This window comes from Neochlamydia sp. EPS4 (genome assembly GCF_000813665.1).
In the GTDB taxonomy this organism is placed as follows: domain Bacteria; phylum Chlamydiota; class Chlamydiia; order Chlamydiales; family Parachlamydiaceae; genus Neochlamydia.
The window spans coordinates 55247-72229 of the sequence record NZ_JSDQ01000048.1; the positions used below are offsets into that span (position 1 = coordinate 55247).

Sequence of the window (16983 nt, forward strand, 5' to 3'; positions counted from 1 at the left end):
AAAAGTCACCTTATAATTAGTTTTTCGAGAAGCGTTTATAGGATCAAGTAGGGAGCGAGTACATGAAATTTATTTTATATTTTATTTTCTTTGGTTTATTGTTTTACGTCATCGCTTTATACTTTCCTGAAGCATTCCAAACATTAGTTTCTTGGGCCGATAAAGTTTTTGCTTTTCTTCAAAATTTATTCATAGCAGCTATAGACAAAGCAAATTTAATGATGTCCACTCCTCCTGCCATTCCTGAACAACCTGTTCATTTTGAGGTTCCTCAAGAGCTAGCATGCCTATGGAATTACCCTTCCCCATCTAGCTTATAGGCCTTTTGATTAATAATTCTATGGATTTATCCAGGCAATATTGAAGATTGGTTATTAATGAGAGATAGCCTCTACGCAAGGGAATCTTAAAAAAGTATCCCTGGCAATTACGTTCTTTGCCCTTGTTGGTTTCGTCATAACTTTAGAGCCTCCTGCTTTCGAATATTTTAACAGAATGGCTATGTCTACAGGTAGCCGTAAAATCAGGGTTTTTTCTGAGTAGCTTCTTCTGAAAGCTTCTTCTTAAATAAAGAGGAAATTTTTCTCAAACAAGGGGAGATATTTCCTCTTATCAATAAATCGTAAATGCTTTCTAAGGAAGAAATCCTTAGGATAGATGGTAGTACCCGTGATAAGCGCTCTCTAACGCTATAAGATAGCTTGTCATCTTTTCGTTTTGTATGTCCAAAAGGATTGACTCCTTTATTGTAAGCGACTTCCCCAGGAACTTTCATAGTTTTTCCATTCAAAAACCTAATGAATGGCTAAAGGGGGTATCTCTTGTGCTTAACCCTCCTTTTCTTCTCTGAATTATCTTAAATAATTTGTTTCATACCAACCTTATAGATCCTTGATAAGACAGGTTAGTAAGACTAACTAAGGGGGAGGTAAGATAGTCTCTCAAGTATATTATTGAAGGTGTCCAAACAGGCTGAGGGCTAGCCCTTGGCTTTAACCTAGCATTTCTAGCAGCAAAAGGTTTTCTAAAGCTATAGAGGTGCTAGTTAAAACAAACAAGGCTTTACTTCCCAAAACAAAAGGGAATCTTAAAATGTGCCGATTGGCTAACTAAAGCATTCAAACTTAGATCCCAGTTTGCAGTCAATTGTTACTGGGTGTGCCTATCCCTATGTAGGGATAATTTTAAAAGGGGTTTCGCTTTTGGGGAGCGCCTCCTGAAGCATGGCAAATAGGCCCTGGTTGAAAGCATGGAGCTAGTGTGAATTTTCCATACTGCGCCCTTTCAATACTTGCATATAGTTTTCTACCATTATAAGGAGTAAATATTCCATATATGGCCGCTAATTCAAGGCCAACCAAAACAACAGGGGGTGTTACAACTCTTAATAAATCTTGCCCAGCATCTTTCAATCTTCCTTTAAAGGAATAGGAGTTTTCTGTTGCTTTACCTGTCCAGAAGTGAGAAAAAGAAGCTAATTTCACAATTCGATAAGCTGTATTTACCAAAGAAGCAAGTGAATGAACGATAGGCGTACCCAGAATAAGTAGGAAACATTTAAATCTAACACTGTTTTTAGGCTCATTCCAATATTTTCTACCTGTACTTGTATCAATTAAATATTTCGGACTCCCATCGCTCCATTTTGCGCTATCAAGGGCTGGTTTCCATCCATTAATTAATTGAAAATTTGCTAAAGTTGTACTAGCCATTTATTGTTTTCCTGTTATTTAAGCGTTAAATTATTGTTTATTAAAAATAATATGATAATTAACCTTTTTAATAAATAATTAATTTATATAAACTATATTCATTATTTTGAAATAAATAAAAAATAGTAGACTACCTTAGGTGTTATTGCGTAAGCGGTCATGGGGGGGGGGGCAAAAATGCTTAAAATATTGATGCTCAGAAAACAATGTAAATCAGGAAGTGTAGTAAATAGGAAACAGCTATTTACAAGCATTTTTTGTTCTGCAGATGCCCGCAGAATCGCGTCTAAAGCTGGGTATACCCCGTGACTGCTTACAAAAAAAACGCCTAAAGATTATTTATCAAGACCATGGCTATAAAGCTTTACAAAGAAGGCTTAAGAATCGTTCCCTGGAGTTTTTTTCAAATTTAATCGGGGAATAATAACATGTGCTTATGATTCCTGGAATCCCTCTGCTTAGCTTATTCGCCAAAAAAATGATGAGTTGACTTGCAAGCTTAGAATAGAATGTGAAGCGGCGTTAGGTTGTCTTCCTATCCAATCACTCCCTTCTATATAGGCTAATCTTTTGCTTGAGCTATACTGAGTGTCTTTCTTGCAAATATCTGTGTTACAATATTATAGACCGTTAAAAGCATAAGAAAAGGATAACAGACCTTTAAAATGGGGATTAGAAAAGCAGAAATGCCTGCAAACTGCAGATTGGCCACAATGAACGTAGCAAGAAGGGTACCTATTAATGCTGTTTTGTAGCTAATTTTGTTTTGGAAAACTGTATGGCTAATAAAGTCTGCAAATACGTTAGAAAGAGCAATGGCGGTAGTCAGGCAAGCCAACGCAATGGTCGAACATACCCAAATGCCTGCTGAAGGGCCTATTATCTCCATCGTAATTGCTCCTAATAGCTGCTCGACGCTTTCTACTTTTAATTTGGCGCTATGAAAAGAGGCAACATAACTAAAGCCTATATAAGTAAGGGCTAAGAGAAAAGCACCTAACGCACAAGATTTTAAGCCGATTTTCACTAGACTTTCTTGAGGGTATAAGGCAAGGGTGTTTTTTAAGGAATTAAAAATGATGGAGGAAAAGAACAAAGCTGCTAATAAATCCATAGTATTATAACCTTCTTTTAGCCCTCCTAAAAACACTATTAAAGAAGGTTGCTGTTGAGGTGAAAAGGAAGATCTTTCGGCTGTTAGCAGTCCTTTAGTAATAATATAGGCTAAAGATCCTAACAATAGAGGCGTTAAAACACATCCCAACCATTCCAAAATATATCTTTTCTGATAGGTAAAGAAGAAGATAAGCCCGCAGGCAAAAGCGTTAAATGCTACCGGGGAGAAATCACCTACAGACATTCTTACTGTAGAGGAGGCTAGAGCGATGCAACGGGGCAGCGAACCTAAGGGTCCTAACAAGGTAATGATAAACAAAGCTATTAAAAACCCTGGAAACTTTCCTAACACCGCAAAATAACGTTTATGATCTCCCTCGAAAAGGAGCATGGCGAATAATCCCCCAAAAGGTACAAGCACAGCCGTAATCAGTAAACCTAAAATGGCGAAAAATGTTTTGTCTTGAGCATAATGTCCGATAGCAAGAGGAAAGATCACATTTCCTGCGCCGAAAAACATGGAAAACATCGCAAGGCCTGTCGCAATAGTTTTAAGATGAAGAGATATTCTCATCGTTTTAGCTTCCTATAAAATTAGTCCCTCTATGAAATAGTTAAAGGGAGGTGATTTTTTATTATTTTTTCGCTCGATAATAAAGATAGATAAGAAACGTTAGATGTGCGCGTAGCGCACCACTAGGACACTCAATAAGAATAGTTTACTGGAAACCAAATAAGGTAAAATAAGATTTTTCATAACAGCAATGATAGTTGTTAATAAGCTATTAAGTCAAGCAATATTTGTTCTCTGTTATTGGCTTTTTTATACTACAACTGTGCTATCTAAAGGATTGTATAAGAGGGTAGTAAAATGTAGGCTCGGATTTTCTTAAGTTTGATTGGGGTGAGAGCCATCGAGAGTGCAAATGCTGGAAGGAAACTAAGGGAAAGAAGGGCTAGCCTGAGAACATGGATGGTGAAAAAGTTAAGGAAAAATAAAACATTATTTATAGTTTATTTGCTAAAAAATCTTAAATAAAAAAACAAGGATAGCTTGCTTCAAACTCAAGGCAAAGAGAGTAATAATATAAAAAAATATTTTATTTCTATTGCACAAAAAGGCTAGCATATGATTTGGCCATCTCTTCTCTTAAATAAGTTGATCAATCTACCTATTAATAAAGGTGGGAGATGTTGTGCTAATTTTAAAGGCACAAAGGGGGCCTCATTTAGCATACAAACGGCTTTTTTAACCTATTTATAGCTAGCATAATATTATTACGTGTTCCAAAAGCTGTAAAACGTATAAATCCTTCTCCTGAGGGGCCAAAACCTGAGCCAGGTGTGGTAATGATGTGATAGTTTTCAAGTAAAGCTTGAAAAACCTCCCAAGATTTGCGATTTTTAAACCGTACCCACAGGTAAGGGGCATTAGTTCCGCCATACACTTCCCAGCCCTGTTGTTCAAGAGCTACTTTGATTAGTTGGGCATTTTCCAGATAGAGCTGGCAGGTTTTTTTCACTTCCTGGAGACCTCTATCTTCAAGAACGGCCATCCCACCTTGTTGAGCTATATTGGAGGCCCCATTAAAAATAGTAGTAGTCAGACGTTGCCAATCTGCATTTACTGGAGTTCCATCTTCATATTTTAAGGCTTGAGGGATGATTGTCCAGCCAAGGCGTACTCCGGTGAAGCCTGCAAGCTTAGAAAAAGAGCTTACTTCGATGGCCACTTCTTTGGCGCCTGGGATTTCAAAAATAGATTTGGGTAAAGAAGGGTCTTGTATGAAGTTGGCATAGGCAGAGTCAAATAAGATAATCGTTTGATTGCTTTTAGCAAAGTCAACTAATCTGGTTAATTGATCTTTTGTAGCTACAGCTCCTGTAGGGTTATTAGGGGAACAAAAGTAAATGATATCTGTGCGAGGTGTTCTTTCTAGATCGGGGAAAAAATTATTTTCAGGAGTACAAGGCATGTAAACAATATTGCTTACTCCTTGAATAATACTGCCATCTACATAAACTGGGTAAGCTGGATCTTGAATAGCTACCGATACATGCTTTCCCAAAAGCATCTGAAGGCGGCCTATATCGCACTTGGCACCATCGGAAACAAATACTTCCGAGGAGGAAATGCGATTAAAATAAAGTTGGGAAGCGATACGCTCGCGAAGCTCATTAAGCCCTTGTTCAGGTCCATAGCCACTATAACCTTGGATGGTTCCCAATTTCATAGCTTCTTGTGACATGGCATGCGCAATAGAAGAAGGAATGGGTTCTGTTGTATCACCAATTCCTAGACTGATCACCTCAGCTTGAGGATGATCAGAAATAAATTTAAGCTTACGCTTATGGATTTCAGGAAATAAATATCCGTCACTAAGCTTTGCTAAATTAGCGTTTCTTTTTATCATATCGTTAGTTTTTTATATAACCTTGTTGATAGACTAGCTCAGCAGTTAAGATCCCACCTCCAGCTGCTCCTCGAATCGTATTATGAGAAAGAGCTGTAAAACGGTAATGAAAAAGAGGGCATTCTCTTAAGCGTCCTGCTACTATAGACATTCCATTACCTTCAAGCCTATCTAAACGAGGCTGAGGCCGATCTTTTTCATCATGATAAACAACTGGGCAAAGGGGAGCAGAGGGTAGATGAAGGTCTTGAGGGACTCCTTTAAAAATCTGCCAGGCTTGCAAAATATCTTCTAAGGAAGGTTTAGTAGCAAATTCTACTGAAACGCATGCCATATGGCCATCTAGTACCGGAACGCGATTACAGGTTACAGAGAGCGAAATACCTGAAGCATTGACAATCCTATCCTCTTGAATGTTTCCCCAGATTTTTAAAGGCTCACTTTCAGATTTTTGTTCTTCGCCCTCAATGTAGGGAATAATATTGTCTTGGATAGCATAAGAGGAAACCCCTGGATATCCAGCTCCGCTTACTGCTTGCAGGGTAGTCACCATTAGTTTTTTAACCTGAAACTTTTGATGCAAAGGTTGTAAAGGAATCATATAGCTTTGAAGGGAGCAATTCGGTTTGACAACAATGCAGCCTTGCGTCCAACCCCGCTTCTTTTGTTGTTCTTTAATCATGCTCAGATGATGAGCATTAATTTCAGGGATCAGGAGGGGAACATCAGCAGTGTTACGGTGATAAGAAGCATTAGACATAACGGGTAAGCCAGCAGCCGCATAACTTTCTTCATATAGCTTAGCAATAGGGGAGTCCACAGCTGAAAAAACGAGGCTACAATCTCGTTTGCATTGCTCAATATTTTCTATGGAATAAACAGGAAGTTTTCCGTGTGTTTCGCTAAGAGTTGTATTAGGAAGCCAGCGGTTCCGAACTGCTTCTGCATAGCTTTTACCAGCTGATTGCTTGGATGAGGCTAGGAAAACCACTTCAAACCAGGGGTGCTTAGACAGTAATTGTAGATATTGCTGGCCAACCATACCTGTTGCACCTAAAATGCCTACAGGAATCTTTTTCATACAAGTTTCCCCAAAGTGAATAGGGGAGATTATAAACAATGAGGCTATTTTTAGAAATATGAGAATAGACTTTTTTGATCGCAAGACTATATTTAAATTAGATCAGTGAAGAAGTAAATTTCAATTAATTTCTCTCCCACCTCTGGGTTTAGTATTTCTTGCCAATTAAAAAAAATAACACGAGCGAGCATTTTCATGTTTTAGGCTTGAAATCAAGAATTAGCTTATCTTTAGGCCAATTTGCTATAAAAAATAGGGTGAAAAAATAAAAATAAGCTGTTGAGTCTTCTTAGAGGGATAATAGACCAGTTTTTCTAGCCTACAAATTCTATCTTATTTTACCTTAAGTGCCAAAACTTATGCTTACGACTAGGATCTGTATGCCGGATATCAGCATGATTGTTGAGAAAAAGTAGTTGACAAGGACCGAAAAGAATAATTAGCCTATTTATTAAAATTTATTACAAACTTAGATTTTAATCTATTAAGGCTGGTAATATGAACTCTCCTATCCATCTTCAAGGCGATGCCTCTACTATTCCACCGGTAGATTTGCCTCATTCTTCTTTAGTTGTGCAAAACGTGGCTGAAGAAAGTAGCCTTACGGATTCATTAGCTAAAAAAAGTGAAGCCGACGAACTCTTAGATTCCCGATTAGTTGTAAATACCGAAGTCTTAATCGATGATGCCCCTATCTCTTTATTTGATCTGCGTATCTTTGAGCAGGCTCAGGGAGAGAAAAGAAGAGAGCTTATCAAGCAATTTGGCGATGGGCTCAAGAATATAGGGTTTGTGGCATTTAAGGTGGAAGCCCTACAGCCTTTAATTGAAGCTGCCTACTTTGAGATGGAAAAATACTTTAATCAGCCTCTAGAAGATAAAATGAAAGATTGCCAGGAAGATCCTTCCATAGGCTTTTCCCCCCAAGGGCGAGAGACAGCCGCAGGAGCTTACCATCCTGATCTTAAAGAGACTTTTTCTATCCCTCCTAATTTTAAGGAGTGGCCTGCAAATCGCTTAAAATTTCAAGAGATAATGTCTCTTTACCATCAGCAATTTACCAAGCTGGCCGCTTTGTTCATGGGATATCTGGCTGAGTATTTAAATGAGCCGCCTGAGAATATCCTTATACCTGCTATGAGTGGGAATCATTTATTGCGGTTAGCTCATTATCCTGCCCCCAAAGCTGAAGATGATCCTCAAGCAGTGTGGGCTAGTGCGCACGAAGACCTAAATGTCCTAACTCTCCTTCCTTCTGCTAAAGTCCCTGGATTACAAGTCATGACCAAAGAAGGGGAATGGAAGTATGTAAATATTCCTAAAGGTTATATCCTTATCAATACGGGTGAACAGTTATACTATAAAAGTGCTGGATTGATTCGCGCCCCTCGCCATCAAGTTATCAATCCAGGAGGTCTATATGCGCGGCAAAGACGTTTTGCTAGCCTCTTTTTTCTCTCATGGCCTGCTAATTTTTCCTTAATACCTTTTGCAGGCTGTTTAAATCAAGTGATGGCTGATATGCCTGAGGGAGAAAAAGAAGAATATATAAAAAATTTTCCTGAGATGACAGTCCAAGAATGTTTGGAAGCACGCTTGATAGAAATGCGTATTATCCTTGAGCCTTCGGAAGAGTTAGTCAAAACTTTAAGCCAAAAAGGGCTGTTAAAAATGCCTCCTCACGAGCTTATTGCTCTTTATCCTTCCATTTTTTCAGAGGAACAAAAAGGGACTTAATCATTCAAGTTTAAAAGATAAAAATAAGAAGGGGTTAAACGCAAGCTTACAAGTAAAAACAGGAAAATAAATTATTTACTTCATCTTATTGCCTTTTAGGTTTTCTTAAAAACTTTGTTTTGATTTGTAAAGCTGCTTCTTTAAGAGTTAGTTAGAAGATGAGCTAAAATAACGCTGTTTAAAAAAATCTAGGCAAATCCATTATTCTTTGGAGGGAAGGCCTTTATTCGACGATACAAAAGCCTTCTTCATAAATAGGGCCAGTTTTACCAATTTTTAGTTTATTCTGAAAAAATTCGCGATAAACTTTCAGTCCTTGTTGGGCATTCTGGATGCAGTAAAAGCAATTAGTAATCCACTCTGAGCCTTTGATCGTTCCAGTGGTGTAGTTTAATTGGAAGCGGCTGGTAATTTTTTGTCTCCAGTAAGCGGGTTCTCCAAATAACAACACAGGATTTGAAGGAACTGAGCCAACTTTCCGGCGCACTTCCTCTAAGGAATATTCAAAATCTGTGCCAATTCCACCTTCTAAAAAGATAGGGAAATCGAGATTAAACTCTGCTTGGCGCTCTACAAGTTTATCTAAGCGATAAGTCATTTTAGCGTCTATATAAGGATTTTGCCTCTGTTCATTGACCACCGTCTGAGGACCTGCTCTAAAATCTACTATATTAGCGCAAGAAAGCATCTGGTATTCTTGTGCGACCCGATTTCCTACCTCCATAGCCCCAGGCCCACCGCCCGTAATTAAAGCAAGAGGTGTATCTTTTTTTAGCAAAGGATGATTCATTTCTTGGCGCATTTCTATTACGCCTTTTAGAAGTTTCCTTAGCTCAGTTTCAAAATTTCCTTTGAATAAGTTAGAGCCATAAATACCGAATACTGTAGAGTTTAGAAAAGTTTCGATTTTTCCAAGAGGAACGAAGAGCCCTGAGTCATAGCCGGGCTTTTGCACAAATTGTAGAATCTTATGGCTAGTCTCATCTACCCAAAACACGGGGATGGCAAACTTATTAAGATCGTGTAAAAGAGCACGATCTTCTGCAGAAAAAAAATCTAGATGGGATTGGGAGGCATATTGAAAATATATTCCTTTAAGACATCTTTGCACTTGATCGCTTAATAACATACGTTTCATGAAAGGAGAGGGAAAATAACGAGTAAGGAGGATACCTTGGCTCGTAATACTTGAATCATCGATAGCTTTTAAAAAGGGATAAGAGGGCTGTTGCTCAATGAAACGTTCGACCATGAGTGCTTGCCTAGCTCCATGGCCCCATTTGGGAAATTCTTGAAAACGTGACGTGCGTGTAATCCAGGCCTCTGGTTTAAGATTGAGAAATTGCTCTCCTTTTACCACAAACACTGCCGCACGATTTTCTATAGGCTTAGGTGCAGTTTTAAAAGCTTCAAAAAGTACATGAGTATCTTCTAGACAAGACTGTAGTTGATCACGATCAGAAAAATACACATGTTCGCGGTAAGGTTCTAAAGTATAAAATTCTAAAGGAATATCGGTAATTTCTCTTTGACTATTGCCATACAATTCATAAACGTCACCTGAAGCATAGGTATCAGGCTGGAGAACCGATGCTGTTGTGTGCTGGACTTCGGTAGAAAGAAGTTCTTGGGCTACATGGCCAAAAACTGTTCTAATATGTAAGGGTAAAGTGCGGACAAGTAAAAGCTCATCTTTGTTTACCTCTCGAGGCTGATCTAGCTCCCATTCTTGGTGAAGCTTTAAGATTTCCCGCATACTAAGAGAGGATTTTAATGCTTTTGCGACGGTAGGAAGGAAACCATGAATGGTCGAGGCATATTCACCCCGCCCTTTTAGTAAGGATAGGTAGGCTACCGTCCGCCCATCCACTTTATCTAGGATTAAATGATCACTTCCATGTAATCCTCCTAATGAAAGTAGAGGCCTTCCCCATCGATCAGAGCGCCCAAACATGCGCAATAAATAATCAGGATCACGCACGCGACGACGCTCATCCGCAGCAAAGAGGCGACCAATGGTTGCTCCCACTTCAATTTGTTTAAGCATTTCCGCGCCTATCTTTCCGAGGGCGGAAAGATGAACTTTAACTTCAGCACATCCATTTTGCTTATCCAATTGATATTCAATGCCTATACCATTTACCCCTAATTGCGCAAGCGTGCTTTTGATATTAAAGAAGATATGATTTAAATCTATCTCGAATCCAACAAAGAGTGAAGGTATTTGATTAATAAAAACTGTTGCCACTCTAGTGTTTTCATGGATAGGCCCTAAATGTGTAATTATACCGTCCGGAGTGACTAAATCTAAATACTTTGTTTCAAGAAATAATTGGCTATTCATACACCTCCTAGCAGAAGGCTGATCATATGAACCTGTCTAAAATTAGTCAATGTCACTGCTTATGTAAAAAAGTGTGAGCAAACACTTAAAAGTTTTATAGAGCAAAAAGGAGGCACAGATTTTTAAGTACGTTCTTTGTACGCCAATTTACATAAATGCTTTACTTTTAGATCCATTTTTTGTGAATATTGTGTTTATAGCCTGTCAATAAAGTGAGAAGCAAAGAGAAAAAAATGCTAGCCTTTTATCTTCAATGGCAGCTTTTTCTTTCTTCTTTTAAATTAAATCTCTCATATTTAATGGATTAAATTTATAAGTACAAGCAGTACTCCAGCGTACAGAAAGCTTTTTCAAAGCAAAAAGACAACTTTAATAGAGAATAGTTTTGTTTATAAGTTATCGTGTCTTTTAAAATAGCGAAAAAAAATCACCCCTAGTTTATTTGAGCTAAAGTTTAAACAAGCCTTCGGATTTTGTTTTAATAAAAATTTTGCTTGTGACATAATTTTTTCCTTACACCAGATCAAGATAGCAAATTTAAATTATGAATAATCAAAAGCTTCCCAGAAGCGTAGGAACTCATAGCGGGACTTTTCATGCTGATGAAGTGACTGCTTGTGCTCTTTTACTTCTCTATAATTTAATCGACCGTGAGCAAATTATACGCACAAGAGATCCTCAGCTTTTAAGTCAATGCGAATACGTATGTGATGTGGGTGGATGCTATGACCCTGAGAATAAATTGTTCGATCATCATCAAGCAGATTATCAAGGAGCCATGAGTAGCGCAGGAATGGTTCTTCTTTATCTTAAAGACCAACATATTATCACTCCTAAAGAGTATGATTGCTTTAATGCAAATCTAGTTTTGGGAGTGGATGCTCATGATAATGGTAGAGATCCGCAAATTTATGGCCTGTGTACTTATTCTAACATCATTTCTAGCTTTACCCCCATTAAGCAGGATGCCGATGATGCCACACAAGATAAAGCTTTTTTTGAGGCTCTTGATTTTGCTTATCAATATCTTAATCGAATACTTAATCGATTTAATTATATTCTCTCCTGCCGAGAAATTGTTTCTAGAGCGATGGAGAAGAAAGACGATTGTCTAATTTTTGAGAAAAATATTCCTTGGTTGGAATTGTTTTTCGAATTAGGGGGAGTTAATCATCCGGCAAAATTTGTGATTATGCCCGCAGGACCGCATTGGAAATTGCGCGGCATTCCTCCTACCTATGAAGATAAAATGAAGGTACGCTCTCCTCTCCCTAGTGAATGGGCGGGGCTTTTAGAAGAGGAATTGAAAGAGGTGAGCGGGATAAAAGGAGCCATTTTTTGCCATAAAGGAAGATTTATCTCTGTGTGGGAAACTTACCACGATGCATTAAAAGCTTTAAATTATGTACTTAAAAAGTAGACAATAAAATTATGACAACCAATGTTTTTGCACAAATTATAGCGGGTAAAATTGCGGTAGACAAAGTATTTGAGAATGAACGCATTCTGGCTTTTAAAGATATTCATCCCGTAGCACCTGTGCATATTTTAATTATTCCAAAAAAGGAAATTGCTGACCTTCAATCCGTCCAAGTAGAGGATTTGCCTTTAATTAGCGAGATTGTACAAGTAGCTCAGCTCTTAGCAAAAGCACACCATATTACTGAGGGTTATCGGTTATTAACTAATAATGGGGCCTTAGCAGGACAAACGGTTTTTCACTTACATTTTCATTTGATAGGAGGACGTAAGCTAGAAACGTTAGGATAGCAATAATTTTTTACTCAATGAAAAAAGTTTTAAAATGAATAAATACATTAAGCTTTTAGCTTACTTGATAGAGCCGCGGGCAGAATATAAACTTTATCACATAAAAGATTGAACAGCCCAGCGATGCTGGAGTTGTCTTCTACTCGTTCGAGGTTATCCTCTGGGAAAAATTAAAATTTTATTAATAGAGAGTACAGAATTTATAGTCATAACGTTGCTTTCTTACTTAAAAGCTATTCTAGTGAAAGAAAAAGCGGTTTTTAAATAAGGCTGTTTGCTTTATTTCTATAGAAATTCACCAGGATATTCTACCTACCCTTAAAAAATTTCTTTGCTATCGTAAAGAAATTATAGTTTGTAATGATTATCTTTAAAATTTATGCCCTTCATGCGCAGTTTTTTAGGCGCTAAAGTGAAAAGTGGTTGCTGTAAAGCAAGCTTTAAGACTACATAGTAATGGCGTTTTAACGCGTATAAAAGATGCCCAAGTGGATGTTTATAAAAATGATTTTTTAATTAAATTATAAAGTAAGTAGCTAGATTTTATTTATGCGAGAAATAATTTTTTGGATAGGATGTACCCTTGCCTTCCTCTGCCCAGCAGCTGGCTATGGAAATGAAGAAACATATGTCCAAGCGGTCCATGCCCATTTACGCATTAAAGACTTTGGATCGGCTAGCCAAGAAGCTAAAGAAGGCCTTTATTTATTTCCTTATAGTAAACCCTTATGGGCTGCCTATATTAAAGCCCTTGCTAAGCAGGGTAACGAAAAAGAGATGCTGGCTATATGGAAAAATTATATAGAAATTTTTCCTGAGGAGAAAAATAATCGAGCTTTAATAGAAACTTTAGCTTGGGGAGTGATCGAGCATGCTACTTTTTCTTCTTTACCTACCATTCGATTCATGTCCATCCTTTCTGCCTTTTTTTCTCAAGATGTAAAAGGTATTAAAATTTTATTAAAAGGACTTAGAGATAAAAATTCTGCTTTGAGGAGTGCTTCTGCTCAAATGAGTGCGCATTGCCGTGACCAAGAGATTAAAGAGGAAATCCTTCGCTTATTCCGTGAAGAAACAGTTTGGAATGTAAGACTGCAAGTGATTCGTACGCTTGGTTTAATGAAAATGAAAGAAGCCAAGCAAGCATTGTTGGCTTTATTACAAAAAACTACCACCACGGCGGAAGAAACCAGAGTAGTTATTGAATCTCTAGTCAATTTATGGGGCGTTGCTACTCGAGAAGATATTTCTCGTTTAGCAAAAAATAAACGTGCGGCTTTGCGCTTGCTAGCCTGCGAAGTGGTCGCGCATTGTAACATGAAAGATGCTATCGATTTAATTATACCTTTAATCAATGATTCTCATGCGCAAGTACGCCAGGCGGCCTTGTGGGTGAGTGGTTATCTACGCATTCAAGAAGTTAAAGGAGAGACATTACTGCTGATAGCAGAAAAAAAATTGGAAGATATTGACCCTCTAGTTGGCATAAAAGCTGCTTGGCTACTGACATTAAATAATTCTCTAAAAGGCCAAGAAGCTTTTACAAAATGTTTAGAAAGCCCTAGTAGAGATGTACGTATTATAGCAGCGGCAAACCTGGCGGCTTGCGGAAAATATGGCTTTCCTTTAATCGAGGAGCAATTTAAGAAATCAACAGATCCTTACGTAAGGATAAACCTAGCTTTAGGGCTAATTAGTCAGCGTGCAGAAATTCAAAAAGCATGCCAGGCTTTATATCAGGGCCTTGCCCATCTTAAAGAAAAATGGTCATGGGATGAAAAAAGTCATGTGCGTGCTCTTATACCTAATCGCCTGAGGCATTCAGATGACCCTGATATTTCTCCTGCTATTATAGATCAAATCACTCGACTTGAGATTCTGAATATTTTGGCTATCATGAGATATCCGCAAGCCCAGCAAGCCATTAAATCTTTTCTGGAAGAAAAAACATGGGGTATTACCGCTATGGCATCAGCAACTTTGCTGTCTGAAGGCGATCAAATGGCCTTAGACCTAGTGCAAGAGCTTTTGAATGACGAGGACGTACAAGTGCGTGTGCAAGCTGCTTTAATAATGGCAAGGTGGGGCAAAAGTGAGACAGCTTTGCAAACTTTATCAAAAGCTTTTCCTGGAGTGGATAGAGAAATGAAAGAGCATATTTTAGAAGGTATCATGCATGTATCTTCGCCCCAGTCAATACCGTTCCTTCTTGATTGCTTACAAGATCCTTATCAATCGTTAAGGGTAATTGCTGCCGCAGGGCTTATTATGTGTTTATATCATTAAAAATTTTAACCTCTGAGGCTTAGTTGAATGGAGTAGCAAGGATCCTAGAAAAATTAAGCTTACTTATAGGATGATAAAAAAGGCTTTTTTTTATTAGCAAAAAATTATGAAAAAAAATTTTCTTGTGGCATGTCTATCTTTTATCATCCTCTGTTGTTTGTGGGAGTTAACGAGCCAGTATTTTATTCAATATCAATTCGTTTTACCTTCCTTATCCTCGATCGTCGTTCAGATGTGGCAAAGCTCAGACCTTCTTATTATGAATAGTAAGGTCACCTTGCGAGAAATGGCAGGGGGCTTTTTATTGGCTTTAATCATGGCCTTTCCTTTAGCTTGGATCATGTATCTTTACAAGTCTGCTAGGACAGTTCTGCAGCCCTTTTTTGTAGGGCTTCAATCAATTCCAATGTTTACTTTAGCTCCTATCATGATCGTATGGTTTGGATGGTCTGATATGTCCATTATCTTACCTACGGCCCTGATGATTTTTTTTCCTCTTACCCTCAATATCTATCAGGGGTTAATGAGCACTCCACAGGATTTACTTGATTACTTTCATATCAATCAGGCTACAAGATGGCAAACATTTTCCAAATTACAGCTACCTTATTCCTTACCCCATATTTTTGCGGGATTTCGGATCGCGGCAGCCGGTGCTGGAATTGGTGCCATAGCAGGGGAATGGGCTGGTGCACAGTCAGGCCTAGGGGTACTCATGCTAAAAAGCCGAAGGGCTACAGAACTTGAAATCACATTTGGAGCCCTTCTTTGCCTGATTATGGTTAGCCTCTGGCTTTATAGTGTCATTGCCTACACGGAATACCGTTATAAAAAACATCAAACGTTGAAGGGATGGGTAATAGGACTACTCTTAACTTTCATAGGGATAATAGGAGCTTTTCCTTCTTCCATGCAAACTGTATTGCCTAAAAAGCAAGTCCTACGTTTATTACTAGACTGGTTTCCCAATAGCAATCATGTGCCTATTTATGCAGGCGTACAAAGAAAAATTTTTGCTAAGCATGGTATTCAATTACAGATCATAGAACTTAATGATCCTTCGGATAGCGTACCCTATATTACCTCTGGAAAAGCAGATTTAGCTCTTTACTATCTACCCGACCTTATTCAGGCTCAGCAAAAAGGTGCTGATGTGAAATTAGCAGGCGTTTTAGTAGGCCAGCCATTGAATAGTTTTATTTTCCGCCAAGGAGAGGGAATAAGCTCTCCTAAGGATTTGTCTGGCAAAATCATAGGTTATAGCTTAGGGGGTAACAATCTAAAAGTATTACAGCGCTTATTGCATGCTAATAATCTACTTCCTAAGAAACTTATCAATGTAAATTTCGATCTTGTCACGCTCTTAGCCAATCGGCAAGTCGATGTCATTTATGGAGCTTTTTGGAATATTGAAGGTGAACATCTAAAAGCGTTAAATATAAAAAACTCTTATTTTCAAGTAACGCAATTGGGTCACCCTGTTTACAGCGAATTGATTTTTATCAGCCGACATGACTTTAATAGGTTGGAGGCTTTTAAGCTAGCTATGCAGGAAAGCATTGATTACTGTAAAGCTTATCCTGAAGAAGCTTTTGAACTGTATGCTCATTGTCACCCCGAAAAAAGCGCTGCGACCTTTAGATGGGAAAAACAGGCGTGGCTAAACACAGTTCCAACCTTGGCAGAATCGCAGCAGATTTCAAGGCAAGAGTGGGCTTATCTAAAAAGATGGATGGAAGAGTTATAATACGCTTTTGAACTACTTCTTATGCAAGTCCCTACTTTATAAAAGTCCTTTTGTTGAAGAGAAAGACAGCTTGCAGAGGGTTAAATATTTAGACTAAGTTTTTTTAAAGCGTATAAAAAAAATTTAATAAAAAGTTTTCAATTAAGCTATCCTTCTTGATACTTCTCCAGCTCATTTATCTAAAAGCGAAGTTTTGTTTATTTAGAAGCCTTTTTTAAGTCCCCCGGCATTCCTAATAAAAAGAATGACCGGACAACTTATGAGCTTTTTTAATGACCAAAATAGCTTTTAATCATTGAAGTTAGCTGGCTTTTATTCACAAATCCAGAAGATCGACCAAGCTCTTTGCCGTCCTTGATAAAAATAAGCGTAGGAAGAGCTTGAACATTGAAATGATCGGATAAATTTTTTTGCTCATCAGCATTGAGTTTAACAAATAGATAACGGTTACCTAATTCCTTGTTCAATTCCTCAAAAATAGGAGCTAGTTGCTTACAGGGACCACACCAATCGGTATAAACATCTAGAATGATAGGCAAAGGATTATTAAGAATTTGGTGAAAATTATCGGCGTTTAAGTAGATAATCGATGAAGCAGGCCTGCTCTGTCTTGCTTGAGATGGTTGGGAGACTCCATGTCTAGCAGAACTAGGAGCCGCGGCTAACAGTGAGCAATTTAAAAATATAGATAGAGACGCTAATATTTTTTTCATGTTTTACCTCCTTGTTTTGTTTATTACTGTAGCAAACTTTCATCATTACAAGCTATTTTAAAT

General features: G+C 38.0%; 13 protein-coding genes. 6 read left to right on the forward strand and 7 right to left on the reverse strand.

What is annotated here, in order from left to right; genetic code table 11:
• Positions 1-62 precede the first annotated feature (62 nt).
• Positions 63-320: a hypothetical protein gene (locus DB42_RS04755; protein WP_155117426.1), complete on the forward strand. Its 258-nt coding sequence runs from the start codon at positions 63-65 to the stop codon at positions 318-320.
• Positions 321-523: 203 nt separating this feature from the next.
• Here the strand turns inward: DB42_RS04755 and DB42_RS04760 are convergent, their stop codons facing one another.
• The 5 genes from DB42_RS04760 to asd form a co-directional block, all read right to left on the reverse strand.
• Entirely contained in the window at positions 524-775 is a 252-nt protein-coding gene (locus tag DB42_RS04760; RefSeq protein WP_044881961.1) for a hypothetical protein, read from the reverse strand.
• A 409-nt stretch (positions 776-1184) separates the two neighbouring features.
• Positions 1185-1712, reverse strand: coding sequence for a hypothetical protein (locus DB42_RS04765; RefSeq protein ID WP_044881962.1), 528 nt, complete (start codon positions 1710-1712; stop codon positions 1185-1187).
• Positions 1713-2274: 562 nt separating this feature from the next.
• Positions 2275-3402, reverse strand: coding sequence for a branched-chain amino acid transport system II carrier protein (locus DB42_RS04770; protein ID WP_044881963.1), 1128 nt, complete (start codon positions 3400-3402; stop codon positions 2275-2277).
• Positions 3403-4057: 655 nt separating this feature from the next.
• Positions 4058-5242: an LL-diaminopimelate aminotransferase gene (locus tag DB42_RS04775; protein WP_044881964.1), complete on the reverse strand. Its 1185-nt coding sequence runs from the start codon at positions 5240-5242 to the stop codon at positions 4058-4060.
• 4 nt (positions 5243-5246) lie between these two features.
• Positions 5247-6323, reverse strand: a complete 1077-nt coding sequence (gene asd, locus DB42_RS04780; protein ID WP_044881965.1) for an aspartate-semialdehyde dehydrogenase — start codon at positions 6321-6323, stop codon at positions 5247-5249.
• 498 nt (positions 6324-6821) lie between these two features.
• Here asd and DB42_RS04785 point away from each other — a divergent pair, with 498 nt between their 5' ends.
• Positions 6822-8060 (forward strand): 2-oxoglutarate and iron-dependent oxygenase domain-containing protein, encoded by a 1239-nt coding sequence (locus DB42_RS04785; RefSeq protein ID WP_052435996.1) that lies wholly within the window; start codon positions 6822-6824, stop codon positions 8058-8060.
• A 223-nt stretch (positions 8061-8283) separates the two neighbouring features.
• Here DB42_RS04785 and DB42_RS04790 read toward each other — a convergent pair whose 3' ends face one another.
• Entirely contained in the window at positions 8284-10404 is a 2121-nt protein-coding gene (locus tag DB42_RS04790; protein WP_044881966.1) for an LOG family protein, read from the reverse strand.
• A 544-nt stretch (positions 10405-10948) separates the two neighbouring features.
• On the opposite strand from DB42_RS04790, the gene DB42_RS04795 reads away from it, so the two are divergent.
• From DB42_RS04795 to DB42_RS04810, 4 genes are all read left to right on the forward strand, one after another.
• Entirely contained in the window at positions 10949-11824 is an 876-nt protein-coding gene (locus DB42_RS04795) for an MYG1 family protein (RefSeq protein WP_044881967.1), read from the forward strand.
• An 11-nt stretch (positions 11825-11835) separates the two neighbouring features.
• Positions 11836-12174 (forward strand): HIT domain-containing protein, encoded by a 339-nt coding sequence (locus DB42_RS04800; protein WP_044881968.1) that lies wholly within the window; start codon positions 11836-11838, stop codon positions 12172-12174.
• A 549-nt stretch (positions 12175-12723) separates the two neighbouring features.
• A complete protein-coding gene (locus tag DB42_RS04805) occupies positions 12724-14460 on the forward strand; it encodes a HEAT repeat domain-containing protein (RefSeq protein WP_044881969.1) in 1737 nt (578 codons plus the stop codon).
• Between the two features lie 106 nt (positions 14461-14566).
• Positions 14567-16207 carry an ABC transporter substrate-binding protein gene (locus DB42_RS04810; protein ID WP_155117427.1) on the forward strand — a complete coding sequence of 547 codons (1641 nt, stop codon included), beginning with the start codon at positions 14567-14569 and terminating at the stop codon, positions 16205-16207.
• A gap of 269 nt (positions 16208-16476) precedes the next feature.
• Here the strand turns inward: DB42_RS04810 and trxA are convergent, their stop codons facing one another.
• Positions 16477-16920: a thioredoxin gene (gene trxA / locus DB42_RS04815; RefSeq protein WP_052243961.1), complete on the reverse strand. Its 444-nt coding sequence runs from the start codon at positions 16918-16920 to the stop codon at positions 16477-16479.
• Positions 16921-16983 lie beyond the last annotated feature (63 nt).